The following is a 24,850-nucleotide window of genomic DNA, read 5'->3' as shown; positions in this document are numbered from 1 at the left end:
TTACCGATTACTTTTGGAATGGCATTCCAAATTGAGTTAACAGTTCACGAGCTTCTTCATCAGTATTAGCTGTAGTAACGATAACAATATCCATACCACGAACTTTACTTACTTTATCGTAATCAATTTCAGGGAAGATTAACTGTTCTTTTACACCTAATGTGTAGTTTCCACGTCCGTCGAAAGACTTTTTAGAAATTCCGCGGAAGTCACGTACACGTGGAAGAGATACAGAAACCAACTTGTCGAAGAATTCGTACATACGCTCTCCACGAAGAGTAACCTTCGCACCGATTGGCATTCCTTCACGTAGACGGAAACCAGCGATAGACTTCTTTGCACGAGTAACAACTGGCTTTTGACCAGAAATAGCTGCTAATTCTTCTACCGCGTTATCAAGTGCTTTCGCGTTTTGTACTGCATCACCAACACCCATGTTGATAACGATCTTTTCAAGCTTCGGTACTTGCATAATTGATTTATAGTTAAACTTGCTCACAAGAGCAGGAGTAATTTCTTTAACATATTTTTCTTTTAGGCGGTTCATTTTTGTACCTCCCTTCTTTTAGACTTATTTATCTAGAACTTCACCGGATTTTTTTGCAACACGTACTTTTTTACCGTCAACCTCTTTAAACCCTACACGAGTTGGCGTACCAGTCTTAGGATCGATAGGCATGACGTTTGATACATGAATAGGTGCCTCTCGGTTAATGATTCCACCTTGTGGATTCACTTGGGATGGCTTAGAGTGCTTCTTTACAATGTTCACACCTTCAACTAGCACACGGCTTTGTTTAGGGAAAGCAGCTAAGATAACACCTGTTTTGCCTTTATCCTTACCAGAGATGACCATAACTTTGTCACCTTTTTTCACATGCATCTGTTCGCACCTCCTTAAAGGCATATATTTTAAGATTATAGTACTTCTGGAGCTAATGATACGATCTTCATGAAGTTGCTGTCGCGAAGTTCACGAGCAACAGGTCCGAAGATACGCGTTCCGCGTGGACTCTTGTCGTCACGGATAATTACACAAGCGTTCTCATCGAAACGAATGTATGTTCCATCTGCACGACGAACGCCGCTTTTAGTTCGAACAACTACCGCTTTTACAACGTCACCCTTTTTAACAACGCCACCTGGTGTTGCTTGTTTCACTGTAACAACGATAATGTCACCAATATTAGCAGTCTTGCGGCCTGAACCACCAAGAACTTTAATTGTAAGTACTTCACGAGCACCTGAATTGTCAGCAACTTTTAAACGTGTTTCTTGTTGAATCATGTGTGTAACCTCCCTTCGGGATGTAGCTATTTCCGATCATAATTAAATAATTACTGCTGTTTCTACTACTTCAACAAGGCGGAAGCGCTTCGTAGCAGAAAGCGGACGTGTTTCCATAATACGAACAACATCGCCGATTTTTGCAACGTTCTGCTCATCATGAGCCTTGAACTTTTTAGAGTACTTAACGCGTTTACCGTATAATGGATGCTTTTTGTATGTTTCAACTAAGACAGTAACGGTTTTATCCATTTTGTCAGAAACAACGCGTCCAGTGTAAACTTTGCGTTGGTTGCGTTCACTCATCTTTCGCAAACCTCCTTCAATTATCGATTGTTAACGCCGATTTCTCTTTCACGAACTACAGTTTTCATGCGAGCAATCGCTTTGCGTACTTCACGAATGCGAGCTGTATTTTCAAGTTGTCCAGTCGCCAATTGAAAGCGAAGGTTGAAAAGCTCTTCTTTTAAAGACTTAACTTTTTGTTCTATTTCGGCAGTGGTAAGGTCACGAAGTTCATTAGCTTTCATTTGATTCACCACCAATTTCTTCTCGTTTTACAAACTTACATTTTACTGGAAGTTTGTGTGCTGCTAAACGTAATGCTTCACGTGCGATTTCTTCAGAAACACCAGCAACTTCAAACATTACTTTCCCAGGCTTAACAACTGCTACCCATCCTTCAGGAGCACCTTTACCAGAACCCATTCGGACTTCTAGAGGCTTAGCTGTATAAGGCTTATGAGGGAATATTTTAATCCAAACTTTACCGCCACGTTTCATATAACGTGTCATTGCGATACGAGCAGCTTCAATTTGGCGGTTTGTAATCCAAGAAGCTTCAATAGCTTGTAGACCGAATTCACCGAAGTTAACCTCTGTACCACCCTTAGCCATTCCGCGCATTTTTCCACGGTGTTGACGGCGATACTTAACGCGTTTAGGGACTAACATATTATTTGCCTCCTTCCTCAGATTTCTTCTTAGTAGGAAGGACCTCTCCACGGTAGATCCATACTTTTACACCTAACTTACCGTAAGTTGTATCTGCTTCTGCTGTAGCGTAATCGATGTCAGCACGAAGAGTATGAAGTGGAACAGTTCCTTCACTGTAAGACTCCGAACGAGCGATGTCTGCACCGCCTAGACGACCAGATACCATTGTTTTGATACCTTTTGCACCAGCGCGCATTGCACGTTGAATAACTTGTTTTTGAGCACGACGGAAAGATACGCGGTTTTCTAATTGACGAGCAATGTTTTCCGCTACAAGCTTAGCGTCGATGTCTGCTTTTTTGATTTCAAGAATGTTGATGTGTACACGCTTGCCAGTAAGTGAGTTAAGAGCTTTACGAAGCGCTTCAACCTCAGTACCACCTTTACCAATAACCATACCTGGCTTTGCAGTGTGGATAGTGATGTTAATGCGATTAGCTGCACGCTCGATTTCTACTTTTGATACAGAAGCATCGCTTAGACGCTTTGTAATGTACTCACGTACTTTAAGGTCTTCGTGTAAAAGATCAGCATAGTCTTTTCCTGCGAACCATTTGGATTCCCAATCACGGATGATACCAATACGCAAGCCGACTGGATTAACTTTTTGACCCACTATTATCCCTCCTTCTTCTCTGTTAATACGATAGTAATATGGCTAGTACGCTTGTTAATAGCACTTGCACGACCCATTGCACGAGGACGGAAACGTTTTAAAGTTGGTCCTTCGTCAACGAATGCTTGAGATACTACTAAGCTGTTAACGTCCATTTCATAGTTATGTTCTGCGTTCGCAATTGCAGAGTTTAGTAATTTTTCAATAACTGGTGAAGCAGTTTTTGGTGTATGCTTTAAGATTGCTACCGCTTCTCCTACTTGCTTACCTCGAATTAAATCTACGACTAAACGAGCTTTACGAGGAGCAATACGTACTGTTCTTAATACAGCTTTAGCTTGCATTAGAATGCCCTCCTCTCATTAACGTCTTGTTTTCTTGTCATCACTTGCATGACCTTTGTAAGTACGAGTTGGAGCGAATTCTCCAAGCTTATGACCTACCATGTCTTCAGTGACATATACAGGAACATGTTTACGACCATCATATACAGCAATCGTGTGTCCGATGAATTGCGGGAAGATCGTAGAACGGCGAGACCAAGTTTTAGTAACTTGCTTGCTTTCAGTTTCATTTAACTTTTCGATCTTTGTGATTAAATGCTCATCAACAAAAGGTCCTTTTTTTAAGCTGCGACCCATGTCTGAACCTCCCTTCGTGACTGCTCTACGGTTCTATGCTGGAACCGTAGTACAATCCCGTTATTTTTTACGACGACGAACGATGAATTTATCTGATTTGTTCTTTTTCTTACGAGTCTTGAATCCAAGAGTTGGTTTGCCCCATGGAGTCATTGGAGACTTACGTCCGATTGGTGAGCGTCCTTCTCCACCACCGTGTGGGTGATCGTTAGGGTTCATTACAGAACCACGAACTGTTGGGCGCTTGCCTAACCAGCGAGAACGTCCAGCTTTACCAATGTTGATTAGTTCGTGTTGCTCGTTACCAACTTGACCTACAGTCGCGCGGCAAGTTGCAAGAATCATACGAACTTCACCAGAGTTTAGACGTACTAATACGTACTTACCTTCTTTACCAAGAACCTGTGCAGAAGTACCAGCAGAACGTACTAATTGTCCGCCCTTACCAGGTTTTAACTCGATGTTGTGGATAACTGTACCAACTGGAATATTCGCTAGTGGTAATGCGTTACCTACTTTAATATCCGCTTCAGGACCTGACATAATTTCTGTTCCAACTACTAAGTTCTTAGGAGCTAAGATATAACGCTTTTCTCCATCTACGTAGTTAATTAATGCGATGTTTGCAGAACGGTTTGGATCGTACTCGATTGTAGCAACGCGTCCTGGAATGCCATCTTTGTTACGTTTAAAATCGATAATACGATATTGACGCTTATGGCCGCCACCTTGATGACGTACTGTTAACTTACCTTGGTTGTTGCGTCCACCTTTTCTTTTTAAAGGAGCAAGTAGAGACTTTTCTGGTGTGCTTGTTGTAATTTCAGCAAAATCAGAAACTGTCATACCGCGACGACCGTTAGAGGTAGGTTTATACTTTTTAATCGCCATAATTTTTTCCCTCCTCTTCTTCTATTCTAAATTAAACCTCGAATAATTCGATTTCTTTGCTATCAGCTGTTAATTTAACGATTGCTTTACGACGCTTGTTCGTGTAGCCTCCGAATTTACCCATGCGCTTGAACTTACCTTTGTAGTTCTGTACGTTAACTTTATCAACTTTGACACCGAAAATTTCTTCTACAGCGTCTTTAACTTGAGTTTTGTTAGCTCTAACATCAACTTCAAATGTATATTTCTTTTCAGCCATTAGGTCAGTAGAACGTTCAGTGATAACGGGGCGCTTAATGATATCGCGTGCATCCATTATGCAAGCACCTCCTCTACTTTTTCAACCGCTGCTTTAGTCATGATTAACTTGTCATGATTTAAAACATCCAATACGCTAATTCCGTTAGCAGATACAACAGTAACACCAGGGATGTTACGTGCAGATAATGCTACGTTCTCATCAAGGTCAGCAGTTACGATAAGTGCTTTTGAATTAACAGATAATCCTGCTAATACACCTTTAAAGTCTTTAGTTTTTGGAGTTTCGAAAGCAAGGTTTTCAAGTACTAAAATGTTTTCTTCTAAAACCTTTGTAGATAATGCAGATTTAATCGCTAAGCGACGAACCTTTTTAGGTAATTTATAGCTGTAGCTACGTGGAACTGGACCAAATACAGTACCACCTCCGCGCCATTGTGGAGAACGAATTGAACCTTGACGAGCACGACCAGTACCCTTTTGACGCCACGGCTTACGTCCACCGCCAGCTACTTCAGAGCGAATTTTTGTTTTGTGAGTTCCTTGACGTAAAGAAGCTCTTTGCATAATAACCGCTTCGAAAAGAACGTGGTTATTAGGCTCGATACCAAAGATTGAATCATTAAGTTCGATTTCGCCAACTTGTGATCCAGTTTGGTTTAACAATGCTACTTTCGGCATTCTTATTTCCTCCTTTCTGACTTAAGTATTTATGCTTTTACCGCACTTTTAACTTTTACTAGAGCTTTTCTAGCTCCTGGTACATTACCTTTAATTAATAGTAGGTTACGTTCTGCATCTACTCTTACGATTTCAAGGTTTTGTACAGTGATTTGCTCTCCACCCATACGTCCAGGTAATAATTTACCTTTGAATACACGGTTTGGAGCTACAGGACCCATTGAACCTGGGCGACGGTGGTAACGTGAACCGTGTGCCATTGGTCCGCGAGATTGTCCGTGGCGTTTGATAACACCTTGGAAACCTTTACCCTTTGAAATTCCTGTTACATCTACGATTTCGCCTTCTGCGAAAATTGTTACTTTGACTTCTTGACCAACCTCATACTCATCTACGTTTACGTCGCGTAATTCACGAACGAAGCGCTTAGGAGCAGTGTTAGCTTTTGCAACGTGTCCTCTTTCAGGTTTGTTAGAAAGCTTTTCACGCTTGTCTTCAAAACCTAATTGAATTGAAGTATATCCATCAGTTTCAGACGTTTTCTTTTGAAGAACAACGTTTGGAGCTGCTTCTACTACAGTTACAGGGATAAGATCACCGTTTGCAGCAAACACTTGAGTCATACCAATTTTTCTTCCTAAGATTCCTTTGGTCATTAAAGTCACACCTCCTGAAAGTTTATTATTTTTATTTCATTAAAGTTTGATTTCGATATCTACACCAGATGGTAAATCTAAACGCATTAATGAATCAACTGTTTGTGGAGTTGGATTCACGATGTCGATTAGACGCTTATGAGTACGCATCTCGAATTGTTCACGAGAATCTTTGTACTTATGAACCGCACGAAGGATTGTGTAAATTGACTTTTCAGTTGGTAATGGAATCGGACCAGATACAGCCGCACCAGAACGCTTTGCAGTTTCTACAATCTTCTCAGCTGATTGATCAAGAATTCTGTGATCATAAGCTTTTAAACGAATACGAATCTTTTGTTTTGCCATTATTTTCCCTCCTTTTCGCCTATATTAAAAATAGACATTCTCCGTGAAAATTTCCCACACACTCGCCATGGCAAAGCGGCCGGGTGTGTCAGCAACCTTTCACTTCATCGCAGTCAAAGACCAACATTGTCTATTATACTGAAACGATAAAGCAATTGCAACATAAATATGTTTTTTTGTTTATGTTTCGAACACTTTTCCTATTATAGCTGTTACACTTACTCATTTCAACCAGGATGAACAATAAACTTTGTGTGAAATAATCCCACTCTCTCCAACATTACAATTTTGAAAGATGCCAATAAAAAAGGCCAGTACAAAGAATCATGAATGGATTCTTATACCGGCTCTTTTATTTTCTTCTATCTAATACTTATTCTTTAATATATCCCTTAGATTTTAAGTGTTGAAGAATTTGCTCCACACTTTCTTCTATAGAATACTTATCCGTCTCTACTACGATTTCTGGGTTCACCGGTTCTTCATAAGGTGAATCGATACCTGTGAAATCACGAATAAGTCCTTTTCTTGCTTTTTCATATAAACCCTTCGGATCTCTCTTTTCGCACTCGTCTACCGGGCACTTAATATATACTTCAATAAACTCATCAGCTTCTAGTAGCTCACGCACAAGTTCTCTATCTTTGATAAATGGAGAAATAAATGCCGTTAATACAATCTGACCACTATCTACAAATAGCTTTGATACTTCTCCAATTCTACGAATGTTTTCTGTACGATCCTCTTCAGAGAAACCAAGGTCCTTATTTAATCCGTGGCGAATATTATCTCCATCTAATACATAAGGATTTAACCCTTGATCAAAAAGTGCCTTAGCAGCAGCATTGGCTACTGTGGACTTCCCTGAGCCAGATAAGCCCGTGAACCATAGAACAAAACTATGATGTCCGAACTGCTTTCTTCTTAGTTCTTTGTTTAATGAAGCTTCATGCCATGTAATATTTGTACTCATAATATTCCTCCACCTATGCCTTCACACTGTGAGATTTTAAGCCTTCAATTAGGACTTCTACCACTTCTTTACGGCTAAACTCACTTGGTGGCACTTCACCATTATGAAGCATTTCTCTTACCTTTGTTCCAGAAAGAATGACATGATCTTCTTTTGAATGTGGGCAAGTTTTTGTCGATGCCATGTTTCCACACTTTTTGCAGTAAAAGCTATGTTCAAAGAATAAAAGTGTTAGACCTAGTTCCTCTTTTGAGAATTGATCAAAAATCTTTTGTGCATCGTATGTTCCGTAGTAATTTCCCACACCTGCGTGATCTCTACCTACAATAAAATGCGTGCAACCATAATTTTTTCTAACCATCGCATGGAAAATAGCTTCTCTAGGGCCAGCATAACGCATGGCTGCTGGGAATACAGCAAGATATACACGATCTTCTGGATAGTAGTTCTTTAATAGCACTTGATAACTCTTCATTCTTACATCTGCTGGAATATCATCAGACTTTGTTTCTCCTACCAACGGATTTAAGAATAGTCCATCAACGATTTCAAGCGCTGACTTTTGAATGTATTCGTGTGCACGATGAACAGGATTTCTCGTTTGGAAACCTACAACTGTCTTCCAACCGTATTCAGCGAAAACACTTCTTGTTTCGGCTGGATCCAGATAGTACTCGTCAAATCTTTCTCTTTCTAGACGCTTTACGACCTTAATTGGTCCACCTACGTAAACATTCTTTCTTTCAAATAACTTTCGTACACCCGGATGGGCTAGTTCCTCTGTTTGATAAACAGCTTTTGCCTCAACTTCCTTATCCGGAGTATAGATGTCATTTATAGTGATGACTCCGTATACTTCGCCTTCAAAAACAAGTTTAGCTTCTGCACCGATTGATAATGTAGTAGCTTTTGCCTCGTCTACAGGAAGAGTAATCGGTATACTCCATACATGACCATCAGCCAAGCGTAAGTTATTCACCACTGATTCATAATCCTTTTTATTGAAAAATCCAGTGATTGGACTATAAGCTCCATTCCCAATAAGTTCTAAATCGCTTAATGCTGTCTTATCTAATTCAATAGAAAGCTCGATACTTTCAACCTTGTATTCAGGCTCCCATAGATTAATAAGTTTTCCTCCATGTGGCGTACTAAGTGTCATAGTTAAATACCTCCGCTATTTTCAAAGTATGTTCGGTTCTCTTTCTTTATCGTATTTGCCAAGGATAGTGTACCTAAAGTGGCAATACTTACACTAAACAACACAACAACAGTATACATATCAGTATCAATAAAGATCTTTACAAGTCCATAAGATAGGACAAGTGATAGTATAGGAGATACAACCCATACCTTGAGAATCTTGTTGATAATACTTTGTTGAAATATTGACTTTCCTCTTTGAGCAAAACCTATTCCAATGATTGCTGTACTAGTAACTTGAGTTAACGGTACCGGCAAACCAAATACAGAAGCTAATATTACCAAGATCGCACCTGTACTTGAGATCGCCCCACCTTCAAGTAAGGAAAAGCTCGTTATTTTTTTCCCGTTTGTTTGAAGTACTCTTCCTCCGAGGAATACAGCCCCTAACGCAATGAATAATCCACCAACCCAAACTCCAGTTGTAATAGAGACTACTCCTGCACCTACTAGTGGACCTGCAGCATTTGCTACATTGTTCATTCCAGCTGAAAAAGCTTCAAAAAACCCAACAACAATAACAAAGATTGTGATTGGTTTATTATATTTCCCATTTTTTAAAGCAGGAAATTTCTTTTCTAGTAACTTAATTCCTCTACCCCACATAAGTGCCAATGTAAATGCAACAATTGGGATGATAAACCAGAAAGCAACTATAACTAAAATATTCTTAACAAATAGAGCCTTAAAAGCAACACCCACCCCTACAACAGATCCAACTGTAATCTCACTCGTGGACAAAGGAATGCCCATTAAATTAGCAATAAATAAAGAAAGGGCAGCTGAAGATAGAATAATGAGAACTACTTTTTCATCAAGTACTGATGAAGGCACTATATTTGATCCAATTGTTTTAACAACTTCACTACCACCAAGTACAGCACCTAAAAATATCGCCACTCCACAAACAAGCAAAGCCACTTTCTTCTTTGGAAGAGCACCTGAACCGTAAGCGATAGAGATGGAAGCTGCAGCACCACTTGCACCAATATTCATTGCCAAAAAGAGAGCAACGATAACAGCTGTATATGTTATAACCATGGGCAATGCCCTCCTATTGGTGTAATCCGCATTCTGTCTTTCCTGTTCCTGTCCATCGACCTGATCTCATATCATCTGCGTTAAATGCAGGAGAAGTACATGGCGCACATCCAATACTAGGGTACCCATTATCATGAAGAACATTATAAGGAAGGTCATTCTTATGTGCGTATCTCCATACATCCTTCCACGTCCAGTGAATGAGAGGACATACTTTTATCGATTCAAATTTATTATCCTTATTGAAGTACTGAGTATTCTTTCTCGTTTCTGATTGCTCTCTTCTTAATCCGCTTATCCATGCCGTTGCACCAGACAAAGCTTCTCTTAACGGAATAATTTTTCTTATTTCACAGCATTTATTTGGAGTTGTTTTCCAAAGTTCATCCCCGTGTTGTTCTGCTTGTTCCTCTAAAGTTAAAGACGGTTTTTTTAATTCTACTTGCAATTGAGGATAACGCTCCTTAACTTTATCAATCAATTCATACGTTTCTTTAAAATGAAGACCTGTATCTAAGAAAACTACCTTAGCGTCAGGCTTAACTTTCGTAATTAGATCAATCATGACCATACCTTCAATCCCAAAACTACATGCGTATACAATTTCATTCTCATCATAATGTTCGTAGCTCCAACGCAAGGTATCAAGCGCACCTTTTGTTTCATTATCTATATCAAAGCTAGGAAACGAATAATGATCATATTCTGAAAAAGTCAACTTAGTTTGAACCATATAACTACCACTCCTAACATTTTCAACTATATCATCAATTTTTTTAATTCCAACTTAACAGATAGGTTTAATTTAATTTATCAACTCAAAGCCAAATTGTCAATGACTTTAGAAAAAAAGACATAGAAAAAAGCAGATGGATTACCCATCTGCTTTTGATATTTATTAATTATTCTTGGATTGACGCAACAACGCCAGCACCAACAGTACGTCCACCCTCACGGATAGAGAACTTAGTACCTTCTTCGATAGCAACTGGAGCGATAAGCTCAACAGTCATTTCGATGTTGTCACCAGGCATAACCATTTCTACGCCTTCTGGAAGATTACAGATACCTGTAATGTCAGAAGTACGGAAATAGAATTGTGGACGGTAGTTAGTGAAGAATGGAGTATGACGTCCACCTTCTTCTTTAGAAAGAACATAAACTTCCGCTTTGAACTTTGTGTGTGGAGTGATTGATTTTGGCTTAGCCAAAACTTGTCCACGCTCGATTTCTTCACGAGATACACCACGAAGTAGTGCACCGATGTTGTCTCCAGCTTCTGCATAGTCAAGAAGCTTACGGAACATTTCTACACCTGTTACAGTAGTAGATTTAGGCTCTTCAGTGAAACCAACGATTTCAACAACGTCCCCAACTTTAACTACTCCACGCTCAACACGTCCAGTAGCAACAGTTCCACGACCAGTGATTGAGAATACATCCTCAACTGGCATCATGAATGGCTTTTCAGTGTCACGAGCTGGTGTTGGAACATACTCATCAACAGCAGCCATAAGCTCGTTGATTTTCTCTTCCCATTCAGCTTCACCTTCTAAAGCTTTAAGAGCAGAACCTTTGATTACAGGAATGTCATCTCCAGGGAACTCATACTCAGAAAGTAGGTCACGGATTTCCATTTCTACTAATTCAAGAAGCTCTTCGTCATCTACCATATCACACTTGTTCATGAATACTACAAGGTGAGGTACACCAACCTGACGAGAAAGTAGGATGTGCTCACGAGTTTGTGGCATTGGACCATCAGTAGCAGATACTACTAGGATACCGCCGTCCATTTGAGCAGCACCAGTGATCATGTTCTTAACGTAGTCAGCGTGACCTGGGCAGTCAACGTGTGCATAGTGACGGCTAGCAGTTTCGTACTCAACGTGAGCAGTAGAGATTGTGATACCACGCTCTCTCTCTTCTGGAGCTCCATCGATTTGATCATATGCACGAGCTTCTGCTCCACCTACTTTTGCAAGTACAGAAGTGATAGCAGCTGTTAAAGTTGTTTTACCATGGTCAACGTGACCAATTGTACCGATGTTAACGTGTGGCTTTGAACGGTCAAATTTAGCTTTTCCCATTAGAAAAATCCTCCTTTAATATATAAAAAATAGTCTAAGTATATTTATGGACAGAGAGGTTGCTGTTGCCAGCACCTACCAATGTCCACACTTACATAAGTAGTTATACTTTAAAAAAGTGCGAAAATCAATTATTCGCCTTTATTTTTTTTGATGATTTCTTCAGAGATTGATTTTGGAACCTCTTCATAGTGATCAAAATGCATAGAGAATACTCCACGACCTTGCGTACTAGAACGAAGGCTAGTTGCATAACCAAACATTTCAGAAAGTGGAACCATTGCACGAACAACTTGAGCGTTTCCGCGTGCTTCCATACCTTCTACACGACCACGACGTGAAGTTACGTTACCCATAATATCACCAAGATACTCTTCAGGAATGATAACTTCGACTCTCATGATAGGTTCAAGAATAACAGGGTTACACTTAGAAGCTGCTGCTTTAAGTGCCATAGACGCCGCAATCTTAAACGCCATTTCAGATGAGTCAACATCATGGTAAGATCCATCAAATAATCTAGCTTTGATATCTACAACAGGGAATCCAGCAACCATACCTCTGTCAAGTGAGTCTTCAAGACCTGCTTGTACAGCTGGGATGTATTCACGAGGAACAACACCACCAACGATTCCGTTTACGAATTCAAATCCTTTTCCTTCTTCGTTTGGAGAGAATTCAATCCAAACATGTCCGAATTGTCCACGTCCACCAGATTGGCGTGCAAACTTTCCTTCTACATTAGCAGAAGAACGGATTGTTTCGCGGTAAGCAACCTGAGGAGCACCAACATTAGCTTCTACTTTGAATTCACGACGCATACGGTCTACTAGAATATCTAAGTGAAGCTCACCCATACCTGCAATGATAACTTGTCCAGTTTCCTGGTCAGTATGCGCACGGAATGTAGGATCCTCTTCTTGAAGCTTTTGAAGAGCAGTAGTCATCTTATCTTGGTCAGCTTTAGATTTAGGCTCGATAGATAATTGAATAACTGGCTCTGGGAATTCCATTGACTCTAGGATAACTAGGTTCTTTTCATCACATAGTGTATCACCAGTTGTAGTATCTTTTAGACCTACAGCTGCAGCGATGTCACCAGCGTATACCATCGAAATCTCTTCACGGCTGTTAGCATGCATCTGTAGGATACGACCTACACGCTCACGCTTGCCTTTAGTAGAGTTTTGAACGTAAGAACCAGAGTTTAATGTACCAGAGTACACACGGAAGAACGTTAATTTACCAACATAAGGGTCAGTCATAACTTTGAACGCTAGAGCTGAGAATGGCTCTTCATCACTTGAGTGACGTTCAACTACCTCATCACTATCAGGAAGTGTACCTTTGATTGCAGGTACATCTAATGGAGATGGAAGGTAAGCAATTACAGCGTCAAGCATTTTTTGAACACCTTTGTTTTTAAATGCTGATCCACAGATTACCGGATAGAATTCAACATTAACAGTACCTTTACGAATCGCTACTTTCAGCTCATCAGCAGTGATTTCTTCACCACCAAGGTATTTTTCCATTAAGTCTTCATCAAACTCAGATACCGCTTCAATTAACTTTTCACGGTATTCTTCTGCTTCAGCACGGTACTCTTCAGGGATTTCACGAACTTCAATATCCGTTCCAAGATCGTTACCATAGAATGTTGCATTCATTTCAACTAGGTCAATGATTGCTGAGAATTGATCTTCAGCACCGATTGGAAGTTGAATTGCAGCAGCATTTGCTTGTAAGCGATCGTGAATTGTCTTAATTGAATACTTGAAATCAGCACCAATTTTGTCCATCTTGTTTACAAATACAACACGTGGTACACCGTATGTTGTTGCTTGGCGCCAAACTGTTTCAGTTTGAGGCTCAACACCAGACTGTGCATCAAGTACAGCAACTGCACCATCAAGTACACGTAGGGAACGTTCTACTTCAACTGTGAAGTCTACGTGTCCTGGTGTATCAATGATGTTTACTCGGTGGCCTTTCCATTGAGCAGTTGTAGCAGCGGAAGTAATCGTAATTCCGCGCTCTTGTTCCTGCTCCATCCAGTCCATTTGAGATGCACCTTCATGTGTTTCACCGATCTTATGAATACGACCAGTGTAATAAAGTACACGCTCAGTTGTTGTTGTTTTACCAGCATCAATGTGAGCCATGATACCGATATTTCTTGTATTTGCTAAGGAGAACTCTCTTGCCATTGGTATTTCTCCTTTCTCGTATGAGTGTTTTAGTTTATTTTTATATTAGAGTAAAAGTAAATTCTACCAACGATAGTGAGCAAATGCTTTGTTTGCTTCAGCCATTTTATGAGTATCTTCACGCTTTTTAACTGATGCACCAGTGTTATTCGCTGCATCTAAGATTTCGTTAGCTAAACGCTCTTCCATCGTCTTTTCTCCACGAAGGCGAGAGTAGTTAACTAACCAACGAAGACCTAGAGTTGTACGGCGATCTGGGCGCACCTCTACTGGTACTTGATAGTTAGAACCACCTACACGGCGTGCTTTAACTTCAAGAACTGGCATGATATTTTTTAGTGCTGCATCGAATACTTCGATTGGTTCTTTACCACTGCGCTCACGAATAAGTTCGAATGCAGAGTAAAGGATAGCTTGTGACTTTCCTCTTTTACCGTCGATCATCATTTTGTTGATCAGACGAGTGATTAGCTTTGAGTTATATAACGGATCTGGTAATACGTCTCTCTTTGCTACAGGACCTTTACGAGGCATGTTTGTTCCTCCTTTCACAGAAGTGTGATTTTAGTTTTTTTGTAATGATCATTATTTCTTAGCTGCTTTTGGTCTCTTAGTTCCGTATTTAGAACGACCTTGCATACGGTTGTTTACACCAGCTGTATCTAGTGCACCACGAACGATATGATAACGTACCCCTGGTAAGTCCTTTACACGACCACCGCGAATAAGTACTACGCTGTGCTCTTGTAGGTTGTGACCAATCCCAGGAATGTATGCTGTTACTTCAATTCCGTTAGTTAAGCGTACACGAGCATATTTACGTAATGCTGAGTTCGGCTTCTTCGGAGTCATTGTACCAACACGCGTACATACCCCACGCTTTTGAGGTGAAGATACGTTCGTTTGTGATTTTTTGAAGCTGTTGTAACCTTTGTTTAGTGCAGGTGATTTAGACTTTTCTTCTTTCGAAGAACGTGGCTTACGCACTAATTGATTAATTGTAGGCATTTCTTTTTCCTCCCTTCATCTACTATTTCAAAGCCCACACATCCAGGTGGTTCATTTTGAAACAAAAAACAAAGTCTTTATAGATATCTTTCTATAAAAACAGTTTTTAAAAAGTTATTGCTACAGTAGAAGCACCTACTTCGATCCCGCAAGCTTTACCAAGCTTTTTCATAGAATCTACATATATAATTGGCACGCCTAATTCCTGTGCTGTACTAATCACCTTTGCTGTCACACGAGGTTCAGCATCCTTGGCTACTAGCACTTCAGAAATAGTACCGCCTTTAATGGCTTTTACTGTTTGCTTTGTTCCTACGATAAATCGCTTTGCCTGCATTACTTTTTCATAAGACATGATTGCATCCTCCAAAGTAACAGGTTAATAGGAGCACCTTTGATATATTAACACCTATAAAACTCGCTGTCAACACCTATCGGTTTTTTTTATTAATAGAGGTATTCATTTAATGTGCGGCACTCAGGGTAGAGTGCCGCATAAATGATTATTCTACAGTTAATACTTCTTCTTGTTCAATGTTTGTAACTGGCTCAGCTTTACGATAACGTTGCATACCAGTTCCAGCTGGAACGAGCTTACCAATAATTACATTTTCCTTCAGACCGAGTAACTCATCTCGTTTACCTTTAATAGCGGCGTCTGTAAGTACTCTTGTTGTTTCTTGGAATGAAGCAGCAGATAAGAAGGAATCTGTTTCAAGTGAAGCCTTGGTAATACCAAGCAATACAGGACGTCCTGTTGCAGGCATCTTGCCAGAAAGCAACGCTTTTTCATTCGCATCTCTGAATTGGTGAACATCAAGAAGTGATCCAGGTAATACTTCTGTTTCACCTGCATCGATAACACGAACCTTACGAAGCATTTGTCGTACCATTACTTCTACGTGCTTGTCACCAATTTCTACCCCTTGCATACGGTATACTTTTTGAACTTCACGAAGCAAATACTCTTGAACAGCTGTTACGTCTTTCACCTTGATTAATTCCTTAGGATCGATCGAACCTTCTGTCAGTTCTTCACCACGTTCAACCTTATCGTTTACACTGACCTTTAGACGTGCCGTGTATGGAGCTGTGTAGGTTCTTGACTCTACTTCACCCTGTACGATAATTTCATGCTGTCGGTCACGACCTTCGTTAATACCAACAACCACACCTTCGATTTCAGAGATGACCGCTTGACCTTTCGGGTTACGCGCTTCGAATATCTCTTGAATACGAGGTAGACCTTGTGTGATATCATCTCCGGCAACCCCACCTGTATGGAATGTACGCATCGTTAACTGAGTTCCTGGTTCACCGATAGATTGAGCAGCGATGATACCAACAGCTTCTCCCACTTCAACCTCTTGACCAGTTGCTAAGTTACGACCATAACATTTCTTACATACTCCATGACGAGAATTACATGTAAACGCAGAGCGAATCCATACATCCTCAACACCAGCGGCAACCACTTCAGCTGCTAGGTCTTCTGTAATTAATTCATTTTCACGAACCATTACTTCTTTTGTTCCAGGGTTTTTAATTGCTTTTCTTGCATAACGTCCGATTAAACGTTCTTCTAGAGACTCGATAATTTCCGTTCCATCTCTAAGAGCAGCAATATGCAATCCACGATCCGTACCGCAATCATCATCACGAACAATAACATCTTGTGCTACGTCAACGAGACGACGAGTTAAGTATCCAGAGTCAGCCGTTTTTAGTGCAGTATCGGCAAGACCTTTACGCGCACCGTGAGTAGAGATAAAGTACTCTAATACTGTTAGACCTTCACGGAAACTTGATTTGATTGGTAATTCGATGATACGACCAGCCGGGTTGGCCATTAGTCCACGCATACCAGCAAGCTGCGTAAAGTTAGATGCGTTACCACGGGCACCAGAGTCACTCATCATGAAAATTGGGTTTGTTTTATCTAGTGATTTCATTAGCTTCGCTTGGATAACATCCTTCGCAGCACTCCAGATGGAGATAACACGATCATAACGCTCATCTTCTGTGATTAAACCACGTCTAAATTGCTTTTGAACATTATCTACCTTTGTTTGTGCTTCAGCGATAATTTCTTGCTTTTCACCTAATACAACGATGTCTGCAACCCCAACTGTAATACCAGCTTTTGTAGAGTGCTTAAAGCCTAAGTCTTTCATTCGGTCAAGCATCTTCGAAGTTTCAGTAATCTTAAACTTCTTAAATACTTCCGCAATGATGTTCCCTAGAATCTTCTTTTTGAACGGATCTACAACATCCATTTCACTAATTACTTGTTTCACATCCGTACCAGGCTCTACAAAGAATCTTGCAGGTGTTTCTACTTCAAGATTCGATTTTGTAGGCTCGTTGATGTAAGGGAATGAACTAGGCAAAATTTCATTAAAGATCAGTTTTCCAACCGTCGTTAATAGAAGCTTTTTATTTTGCTCTTCAGTGAACGTCTCGTTATTCAATGAACCAGCATGCACAGCTACACGAGTGTGTAAGTGTACATAACCATTTTGATAAGCTAAGATCGCTTCATTTGTATCCTTGAAAACCATACCTTCCCCAACAGAACCTGCACGTTCAAGAGTTAAGTAATAGTTTCCTAATACCATATCCTGAGACGGAGTAACTACAGGCTTTCCATCCTTCGGGTTAAGGATGTTTTGAGCGGCAAGCATTAATAATCTTGCTTCTGCTTGAGCTTCAGAAGAAAGCGGAACGTGAACGGCCATTTGGTCACCGTCAAAGTCAGCATTGTATGCCGTACATACAAGCGGATGAAGACGAATCGCACGACCTTCTACTAGCGTTGGCTCAAATGCTTGGATACCAAGTCTATGAAGAGTCGGTGCACGGTTAAGAAGAACCGGATGCTCTCTAATTACTTCTTCAAGTACATCCCATACTTCTGGCTGAACTCGTTCAATTTTTCGCTTAGCTGATTTGATATTATGCGCTAGACCTTTTTCAACCAATTCCTTCATAACGAATGGCTTAAACAGCTCTAGTGCCATTTCTTTTGGTAATCCACATTGATACATCTTTAAGTTTGGTCCTACAACGATAACGGAACGACCAGAATAGTCAACACGCTTACCTAGTAGGTTTTGACGGAAACGACCTTGCTTTCCTTTCAACATATGTGAAAGAGATTTTAAAGGACGGTTACCTGGTCCTGTTACCGGACGTCCACGACGACCATTATCAATTAGAGCATCTACTGCTTCTTGAAGCATACGCTTTTCGTTTTGTACGATAATGCTTGGAGCTCCTAAATCTAATAGACGCTTCAGACGGTTGTTACGGTTGATAACACGACGATATAAATCGTTCAAGTCAGAAGTAGCAAAACGCCCTCCATCTAATTGAACCATTGGACGTAATTCTGGCGGAATTACTGGAAGAACATCAAGGATCATCCAAGAGGGTTCATTGCCTGAGTTACGGAATGCTTCTAGTACTTCTAGACGCTTAATTGCTCTTGTACGACGTTGTCCTTGTGCTGTTCTTAATTCTTCCTTTAACGCTTCAACATCTTTGTTTAAATCAATATCAGATAGAAGCTTTTTAATGGATTCAGCACCCATTGATGCTTGGAACTTATTACCGTACTTGTCACGGTATGCACGATATTCCTTCTCAGATAAAAGTTGCTTCTTTTCTAATGCTGTATCACCAGCATCTGTAACTACATAAGAAGCAAAATAGATAACCTCTTCAAGTGCACGAGGAGACATATCTAAAACAAGACCCATACGACTTGGGATCCCTTTGAAGTACCAAATATGAGATACAGGTGCAGCTAATTCAATGTGACCCATACGCTCACGACGTACTTTTGCACGAGTTACTTCCACTCCGCAGCGGTCACAGACTACACCTTTATATCTTACACGCTTGTACTTACCACAATGACATTCCCAGTCCTTAGTCGGCCCGAAAATACGTTCACAGAATAAACCATCTTTTTCAGGTTTAAGTGTACGGTAGTTAATTGTTTCTGGCTTTTTCACTTCTCCAAAAGACCATGAACGAATCTTATCTGGTGAAGCAAGACCAATTTTCATAAACTCAAAATTATTAACATCTAGCAAGGGGCCTACCTCCCTTTTGATCTACGGGTTTTACCCTTATACGAAAGGCCTAGATTCCAATAAGTCTCTATGCCAACAATATGTTAGGGAATGATTCCTTGAAAAATCAGTCCATCTCCTAAAACCTTATCCGTCAAGGAGATGGCTTTTATATATGTCAGTTGATTACTCTTTTGTACCTACTTTTTCTGATTCAGACTCTTCAAAATCAGGCAAAACCGTCAAAGCATCAGCTTGTTGTACATCATCATCATCTTCTAAATCGCGCATTTCGATTTCTTGCTCATCGCCTGAGAGGATCTTAACATCCATACCTAAGCTTTGAAGTTCTTTCATTAATACGCGGAATGATTCTGGTACACCAGGTTCTGGAACATTCTCACCTTTAACGATTGCTTCATACGTCTTCACACGTCCTACTACGTCATCTGACTTAACCGTCAAGATCTCTTGAAGCGTATATGCAGCACCGTATGCTTCCAATGCCCAAACCTCCATCTCACCAAAACGCTGTCCACCAAATTGTGCTTTACCACCAAGTGGTTGTTGCGTTACAAGTGAGTATGGTCCAGTTGAACGAGCATGTAGCTTATCATCAACCATGTGAGCAAGTTTGATCATGTACATTACGCCGACAGAAACTCGATTGTCGAATGGTTCACCAGAACGACCATCATAAAGTACTGTTTTCGCGTCACGAGCCATACCTGCTTCTTGGATAGTTGACCAAACATCTTCTTCACGCGCTCCATCAAATACCGGAGAAGCAACATGAATACCTAGTGCTCTTGCAGCCATACCAAGATGAAGCTCAAGTACCTGACCGATGTTCATACGTGATGGTACCCCTAATGGGTTTAACATGATGTCAACCGGTGTTCCATCTGGTAAGAAAGGCATATCCTCTTCCGGTAGAATACGTGAGATAACCCCTTTATTCCCGTGTCGTCCGGCCATCTTGTCCCCTTCAGAAATCTTACGCTTCTGAACAATATAAGCACGTACAAGTTGGTTAACACCTGGAGGTAATTCGTCTCCATCTTCACGGTTAAACACTTTCACATCTAGGACAATACCGCCACCACCGTGAGGTACACGTAGAGATGTATCTCTTACTTCACGTGCCTTTTCACCGAAGATTGCATGCAATAAGCGTTCTTCAGCTGTTAGTTCCGTTACACCTTTAGGCGTTACTTTACCAACTAATAAATCTCCGTCCTTCACTTCTGCTCCGACACGTACGATTCCACGCTCATCGAGATTTCTAAGAGCATCTTCCCCTACGTTTGGAATATCACGAGTGATTTCCTCTGGTCCAAGCTTTGTATCACGTGACTCTGACTCGTATTCTTCGATATGGATAGAAGTATACACATCATCTTTAACAAGTCTTTCACTCATGATAATAGCATCTTCATAGTTATAACCATCCCAAGTCATGAAGGCAACAAGAACGTTACGGCCTAGAGCAAGTTCTCCAAGCTCCATGGATGGTCCGTCTGCCAGGATCTCTCCTTTTGTTACACGGTTACCAACTGCCACGATCGGTCTTTGGTTATAGCAAGTACCTTGGTTTGAACGAATGAATTTTTGCATTCTATATTTATCTAGATCGCCCTTTACTTCTTGGCCATCTACTAGAGTCACTTTTCTTACCCACACTTGTCGAGCTTCAACATGCTCCACGATTCCATCGTGTTTACAGATTACTGCTGCTCCAGAGTCTTTACCAGAAACATATTCCATTCCCGTTCCTACACGAGGGGCTTCTGGTTGCATCAATGGTACAGCCTGACGTTGCATGTTTGCACCCATAAGTGCACGGTTTGAGTCATCATTTTCAAGGAACGGAATACATGCTGTCGCAGCCGAAACTACTTGTTTAGGAGAAACGTCCATGTAGTCTACACGCTCACGATTTACAACCGTGTTTTCGCCTCGGAAACGAGCAATAATATCGTTTTCTATGAAAGATCCGTCTTCTCCTAGTTTCACATTTGCCTGTGCTACTACATAGTTATCTTCTTCATCGGCAGTTAAGTAGTCGATATGGCTTGTAACTTTTCCTGTCTCAGGATCTACACGACGATATGGTGTTTCGATAAAGCCGAATCGATTTACTTTTGCAAAGGAAGATAGCGAGTTGATTAGACCAATGTTCGGACCTTCCGGTGTTTCGATTGGACACATACGACCATAGTGAGAGTAGTGAACGTCACGCACTTCGAATCCAGCACGTTCACGTGTTAAACCACCAGGTCCTAATGCTGATAAACGACGCTTATGAGTAAGCTCAGCTAATGGGTTTGTTTGATCCATGAACTGCGATAACTGAGAGCTACCAAAGAATTCTTTAATTGACGCAATTACAGGACGTATATTAATTAATTGCTGTGGTGTAATCGTATTTGTATCTTGAATGGACATTCTTTCACGAACAACTCTTTCCATTCTTGATAACCCAATACGGAATTGGTTTTGAAGTAATTCTCCTACTGAGCGCAGACGACGATTTCCTAAGTGGTCAATGTCATCTGTATCTCCTACTGAATGTAGAAGGTTAAAGAAATAGCTAATGGAAGCAATAATATCAGAAGGATCAATATTCTTAACAGCTTCTGGTACATATGCATTACCAATAACATTAATTGCCTTTTCGCCATCCTCATTAGGAGCAAAAATCTTAATTGATTGTAAAAGAATATCTTCTTGAACTACTCCTCCAACTGGAGTAAAGGTCTTAAATCCAATATTCTTTTCTAATTGTGGAAGAATACGGTCTAATGTACGGCGATCTAAAAGCACACCTTTTTCTGCAATGATTTCTCCCGTTTCAGGATCAACCAATGTTTCTGCAAGGCGTTGACCAAATAGACGATTCTTTATATGCAGCTTCTTGTTAATTTTGTAACGACCTACATTCGCTAAATCATAGCGCTTAGGGTCAAAGAATCTAGAAACAAGTAAACTTTTTGCATTTTCAACCGTTGGTGGTTCACCTGGACGAAGACGCTCATATATTTCTAATAGAGCTTTCTCCGTACCTTCCGTATTATCTTTTTCAAGCGTATTACGAATGTACTCATTATCTCCAATTAACTCAATAATTTCTTGGTCTGAACCGAATCCTAATGCACGCAAAAGAACCGTAACGGGTAATTTCCTCGTACGATCTATTCTAACGTACACAACATCCTTCGCATCTGTTTCATATTCTAACCAAGCACCACGGTTCGGGATTACAGTTGCTGTATATCCTCGTTTTCCGTTTTTATCTAGTTTTCCACTATAATAAACACTTGGTGAACGTACAAGCTGAGATACGATAACGCGCTCGGCACCATTAATAACGAATGTACCTGTTTCTGTCATAAGCGGGAAGTCACCCATGAAAACATCCTGGTCTTTTACTTCCCCAGTTTCTTTATTAACAAGACGCACTTTTACACGAAGTGGAGCAGAGTATGTAACATCTCGTTCCTTGGATTCCTCAACAGAATACTTTGGCTCACTTAAACTATAATCAATAAATTCTAATGACAAATTACCTGTGAAATCTTCAATCGGTGAAATATCCTGGAACATTTCACGCAATCCTTCATCAAGGAACCACTGATAGGAAGCTGTTTGAATTTCAATTAAGTTAGGTAATTCTAAAACTTCACTGATTCTCGCATAACTTCTTCGTTGGCGGTGTCGTCCATACTGAACTAGTTGACCTGTCAACAGATTCACCCCTCAAATCAAGCTTTTGTGATAACTTCTATAAATTTCTTATAAAAATAGATAGGAAAACGTGACGCTTTTGTCCAGACAGGAGGATTTTCCTACTTGACCGCTCAACTCAAGGCTTCACGCTTACATGAATCTTCTTTCATAAGACAAAAAGAAAAAGGGTTTTTTCTTAAAAACCACATTCTCCAATTTTCTACTATTATTTTATTAGCATCGCCTTAAATTGCCAGATTTATACAACTACAGTTGAATTTAGCAATTTTACACAATATATCATGTTGGCATTTTATAATATTAACATAGCCAAAATGTCAAGTCAAATCTTTTTGGCTTTTAAAATAAAATACCCTTTTTTCTTTTCAACGGTTTCAACCGATCCAAATAATTCATTTAACTTTTCAACAGCAGAAGGAGCTCCCTGCTTTTTTTGGATCACCACCCACAACTCACCATTAAGAGCAAGATGCTCAAAACTTTGTTCAAATATATCGTGAACGACTTGCTTACCTGCACGAATAGGGGGATTGGTCAAAACTGCCGCAAACCCGTCGCGCTTGACCTGAGTTAACCGATCACTCTCGTAAATAGTTACATTTGATACTTTATTTAGAGCTGCATTATCCTTTGCTAGTCCAATCGCTCGCTCATTCACATCTACCATATGTATCTCTTTGGTTACTTGTTCTTTTGCTAGAGAAATCCCAATTGGACCATAACCACAACCAACATCAAGGATCGGGCCATCGACGCTCGGAAATTGAAATGCCTCAATTAGTAACCTCGAACCAAAATCTACTTCACTTTTAGAAAATACGCCATTATCCGTAATAAAAGATAGATTATTATTTCTAAGAGTAAAGCTCCACGTCTTTCGATTACTCTCAACCCTTTGCTCCCGGGAAAAATAATGCTCTGCCATTCATACCACTTCCATGAATTTTTAGTAGGGAAAACTTATACGAAAAGAATTATAATCGAACCTTTTTTAAAAAGCAAAAGGCTCGCTTATGCAGCGAGCCTTTCAATATCATGATTACTTAACTTCAACGTTTGCTCCAACTTCTTCAAGCTTAGCTTTGATTTCTTCAGCTTCTTCTTTAGAAGCGCCTTCTTTGATAGCTTTTGGAGTGTTGTCAACAAGTTCTTTTGCTTCTTTAAGTCCAAGACCTGTGATTTCACGTACAACTTTGATAACTTTGATTTTTTGGTCGCCTGCAGAAGCAAGAACAACGTCAAATTCAGTTTTCTCAGCTGCAGCTTCTCCACCAGCAGCTCCAACTACAGCTACAGGAGCAGCAGCAGTTACACCAAATTCTTCTTCGATAGCTTTTACTAAGTCGTTAAGTTCTAAAACAGTCATGCTTTTAACTGCTTCAATGATTTGTTCTTTAGTCATGATAAAAGTTCCTCCTTAAAATTGTGTTTGATTTAGTTTATTTCACGAACGATATTTCTAACTTACGCGCCTTGTTCTTCTTTTTGATCTGCAACAGCTTTTGTAGCAAGAGCAAGGTTGCGGATTGGAGCTTGAAGTACGCTGAGTAGCATAGATAGTAAGCCTTCGCGTGATGGTAGTTCAGCAAGAGCCTTAATATCTTCTAATGATGCAACGTTCCCTTCAATTACACCTGCTTTAATTTCAAGAGCTTCATGCTTTTTAGCGAAGTCATTTAAAATTTTAGCTGGGGCAACTACATCTTCGTTACTGAATGCAATAGCGTTAGGACCTGTAAGAGCGTCGTTAAGGCCAGCAAGTTCAGAAGCTTCAGCAGCACGACGAGTTAAAGAGTTTTTGTAAACCTTGAACTCAATACCAGCTTCACGAAGTTGTTTACGAAGTTCTGTTACTTCAGAAACATTTAAACCGCGATAGTCAACAACAACTGTTGTTTTAGCAGCTTTTAACTTATCAGCGATTTCGTCTACGATTACTTTTTTAGTTTCGATAGCGTTGCTCATCCTTACACCTCCTGTAGATTTACTACATTTATACCGGAAAATATAAACCTCCATGCCTTGCAGACATGGAGGAAGTATACAATAGTCGTTTACACGAACTGTTCAATCTATCGTATGACCTCGGTAGGAAATTAAGCCTTAAAGGCACCTACTGTCT

The 24,850-nt window shown here is 40.2% G+C and carries 28 protein-coding genes and 1 other annotated feature (1 of these 29 cut by a window edge); all 28 genes read right to left on the bottom strand.

The features are described from left to right. Positions 1-7: 7 nt before the first annotated feature. Entirely contained in the window at positions 8-547 is a 540-nt protein-coding gene (gene rplE / locus ACQ5H4_RS21435) for a 50S ribosomal protein L5 (RefSeq protein WP_066058530.1), read from the bottom strand. A 24-nt stretch (positions 548-571) separates the two neighbouring features. Then, a complete protein-coding gene (rplX, locus tag ACQ5H4_RS21430; RefSeq protein WP_119706277.1) occupies positions 572-883 on the bottom strand; it encodes a 50S ribosomal protein L24 in 312 nt (103 codons plus the stop codon). A gap of 35 nt (positions 884-918) precedes the next feature. Continuing rightward, entirely contained in the window at positions 919-1,287 is a 369-nt protein-coding gene (gene rplN, locus ACQ5H4_RS21425) for a 50S ribosomal protein L14 (RefSeq protein ID WP_066058539.1), read from the bottom strand. Positions 1,288-1,329: 42 nt separating this feature from the next. Further along, positions 1,330-1,593, bottom strand: a complete 264-nt coding sequence (gene rpsQ, locus ACQ5H4_RS21420; protein ID WP_066058542.1) for a 30S ribosomal protein S17 — start codon at positions 1,591-1,593, stop codon at positions 1,330-1,332. A 20-nt stretch (positions 1,594-1,613) separates the two neighbouring features. After that, on the bottom strand, positions 1,614-1,817 hold the full coding sequence (gene rpmC, locus ACQ5H4_RS21415) for a 50S ribosomal protein L29 (RefSeq protein WP_430776957.1): 204 nt from the start codon (positions 1,815-1,817) through the stop codon (positions 1,614-1,616). Next, a complete protein-coding gene (rplP, locus tag ACQ5H4_RS21410; protein ID WP_119706275.1) occupies positions 1,807-2,241 on the bottom strand; it encodes a 50S ribosomal protein L16 in 435 nt (144 codons plus the stop codon). Before rplP ends, rpmC begins: the two co-directional genes overlap by 11 nt. Before the next feature lies 1 nt (position 2,242). Continuing rightward, positions 2,243-2,899 carry a 30S ribosomal protein S3 gene (gene rpsC, locus ACQ5H4_RS21405; protein WP_119706274.1) on the bottom strand — a complete coding sequence of 219 codons (657 nt, stop codon included), beginning with the start codon at positions 2,897-2,899 and terminating at the stop codon, positions 2,243-2,245. 2 nt (positions 2,900-2,901) lie between these two features. Further along, positions 2,902-3,243, bottom strand: a complete 342-nt coding sequence (gene rplV, locus ACQ5H4_RS21400; protein ID WP_119706273.1) for a 50S ribosomal protein L22 — start codon at positions 3,241-3,243, stop codon at positions 2,902-2,904. 18 nt (positions 3,244-3,261) lie between these two features. Continuing rightward, on the bottom strand, positions 3,262-3,540 hold the full coding sequence (gene rpsS / locus ACQ5H4_RS21395) for a 30S ribosomal protein S19 (protein WP_066058557.1): 279 nt from the start codon (positions 3,538-3,540) through the stop codon (positions 3,262-3,264). A gap of 60 nt (positions 3,541-3,600) precedes the next feature. Further along, on the bottom strand, positions 3,601-4,431 hold the full coding sequence (rplB, locus tag ACQ5H4_RS21390) for a 50S ribosomal protein L2 (RefSeq protein WP_066058560.1): 831 nt from the start codon (positions 4,429-4,431) through the stop codon (positions 3,601-3,603). 31 nt (positions 4,432-4,462) lie between these two features. Beyond that, positions 4,463-4,750, bottom strand: a complete 288-nt coding sequence (gene rplW, locus ACQ5H4_RS21385) for a 50S ribosomal protein L23 (RefSeq protein WP_198158857.1) — start codon at positions 4,748-4,750, stop codon at positions 4,463-4,465. Beyond that, positions 4,747-5,370, bottom strand: a complete 624-nt coding sequence (gene rplD / locus ACQ5H4_RS21380) for a 50S ribosomal protein L4 (RefSeq protein ID WP_066058564.1) — start codon at positions 5,368-5,370, stop codon at positions 4,747-4,749. Before rplD ends, rplW begins: the two co-directional genes overlap by 4 nt. A gap of 29 nt (positions 5,371-5,399) precedes the next feature. Further along, a complete protein-coding gene (rplC, locus tag ACQ5H4_RS21375; protein WP_119706272.1) occupies positions 5,400-6,026 on the bottom strand; it encodes a 50S ribosomal protein L3 in 627 nt (208 codons plus the stop codon). A 39-nt stretch (positions 6,027-6,065) separates the two neighbouring features. Next, the gene (gene rpsJ, locus ACQ5H4_RS21370; RefSeq protein WP_009336571.1) at positions 6,066-6,374 is read right to left on the bottom strand and encodes a 30S ribosomal protein S10; all 309 of its coding nucleotides are present in this window, start codon (positions 6,372-6,374) and stop codon (positions 6,066-6,068) included. A 373-nt stretch (positions 6,375-6,747) separates the two neighbouring features. After that, positions 6,748-7,347, bottom strand: coding sequence for an adenylyl-sulfate kinase (cysC, locus tag ACQ5H4_RS21365; protein WP_430776956.1), 600 nt, complete (start codon positions 7,345-7,347; stop codon positions 6,748-6,750). 13 nt (positions 7,348-7,360) lie between these two features. After that, a complete protein-coding gene (sat, locus tag ACQ5H4_RS21360; protein ID WP_430776955.1) occupies positions 7,361-8,509 on the bottom strand; it encodes a sulfate adenylyltransferase in 1,149 nt (382 codons plus the stop codon). 2 nt (positions 8,510-8,511) lie between these two features. Continuing rightward, complete coding sequence (gene cysP, locus ACQ5H4_RS21355; RefSeq protein WP_430776954.1) at positions 8,512-9,591, bottom strand: sulfate permease; 1,080 nt, start codon at positions 9,589-9,591, stop codon at positions 8,512-8,514. 13 nt (positions 9,592-9,604) lie between these two features. Next, complete coding sequence (locus tag ACQ5H4_RS21350; RefSeq protein WP_430776953.1) at positions 9,605-10,324, bottom strand: phosphoadenylyl-sulfate reductase; 720 nt, start codon at positions 10,322-10,324, stop codon at positions 9,605-9,607. Positions 10,325-10,493: 169 nt separating this feature from the next. Next, positions 10,494-11,681, bottom strand: a complete 1,188-nt coding sequence (gene tuf, locus ACQ5H4_RS21345; protein WP_430776952.1) for an elongation factor Tu — start codon at positions 11,679-11,681, stop codon at positions 10,494-10,496. Positions 11,682-11,812: 131 nt separating this feature from the next. Next, complete coding sequence (fusA, locus tag ACQ5H4_RS21340; RefSeq protein WP_430776951.1) at positions 11,813-13,891, bottom strand: elongation factor G; 2,079 nt, start codon at positions 13,889-13,891, stop codon at positions 11,813-11,815. Positions 13,892-13,954: 63 nt separating this feature from the next. Next, the gene (gene rpsG / locus ACQ5H4_RS21335; RefSeq protein WP_119706265.1) at positions 13,955-14,425 is read right to left on the bottom strand and encodes a 30S ribosomal protein S7; all 471 of its coding nucleotides are present in this window, start codon (positions 14,423-14,425) and stop codon (positions 13,955-13,957) included. A 51-nt stretch (positions 14,426-14,476) separates the two neighbouring features. Then, the gene (rpsL, locus tag ACQ5H4_RS21330) at positions 14,477-14,899 is read right to left on the bottom strand and encodes a 30S ribosomal protein S12 (protein WP_066058589.1); all 423 of its coding nucleotides are present in this window, start codon (positions 14,897-14,899) and stop codon (positions 14,477-14,479) included. A gap of 106 nt (positions 14,900-15,005) precedes the next feature. Beyond that, positions 15,006-15,254, bottom strand: coding sequence for a 50S ribosomal protein L7ae-like protein (locus tag ACQ5H4_RS21325; RefSeq protein WP_430776950.1), 249 nt, complete (start codon positions 15,252-15,254; stop codon positions 15,006-15,008). Positions 15,255-15,402: 148 nt separating this feature from the next. Further along, positions 15,403-18,999, bottom strand: coding sequence for a DNA-directed RNA polymerase subunit beta' (rpoC, locus tag ACQ5H4_RS21320; protein ID WP_430776949.1), 3,597 nt, complete (start codon positions 18,997-18,999; stop codon positions 15,403-15,405). 165 nt (positions 19,000-19,164) lie between these two features. Continuing rightward, positions 19,165-22,725 carry a DNA-directed RNA polymerase subunit beta gene (gene rpoB / locus ACQ5H4_RS21315; RefSeq protein WP_430776948.1) on the bottom strand — a complete coding sequence of 1,187 codons (3,561 nt, stop codon included), beginning with the start codon at positions 22,723-22,725 and terminating at the stop codon, positions 19,165-19,167. 325 nt (positions 22,726-23,050) lie between these two features. Next, entirely contained in the window at positions 23,051-23,653 is a 603-nt protein-coding gene (locus ACQ5H4_RS21310) for a class I SAM-dependent methyltransferase (RefSeq protein WP_430776947.1), read from the bottom strand. 114 nt (positions 23,654-23,767) lie between these two features. After that, positions 23,768-24,130 carry a 50S ribosomal protein L7/L12 gene (gene rplL / locus ACQ5H4_RS21305; protein ID WP_119706260.1) on the bottom strand — a complete coding sequence of 121 codons (363 nt, stop codon included), beginning with the start codon at positions 24,128-24,130 and terminating at the stop codon, positions 23,768-23,770. 62 nt (positions 24,131-24,192) lie between these two features. Continuing rightward, a complete protein-coding gene (gene rplJ / locus ACQ5H4_RS21300; protein ID WP_119706259.1) occupies positions 24,193-24,693 on the bottom strand; it encodes a 50S ribosomal protein L10 in 501 nt (166 codons plus the stop codon). Between the two features lie 32 nt (positions 24,694-24,725). Further along, positions 24,726-24,850, bottom strand: a sequence feature (ribosomal protein L10 leader region) (it continues 22 nt past the right edge of the window).

This window comes from Bacillus coreaensis (assembly GCF_050586445.1).
Taxonomy (GTDB): Bacteria; Bacillota; Bacilli; order Bacillales; family Cytobacillaceae; genus Robertmurraya_A; species Robertmurraya_A coreaensis.
The sequence above is the reverse complement of the archived record's forward strand: the minus strand, read 5'-3'. Positions and strand labels throughout refer to the sequence as shown.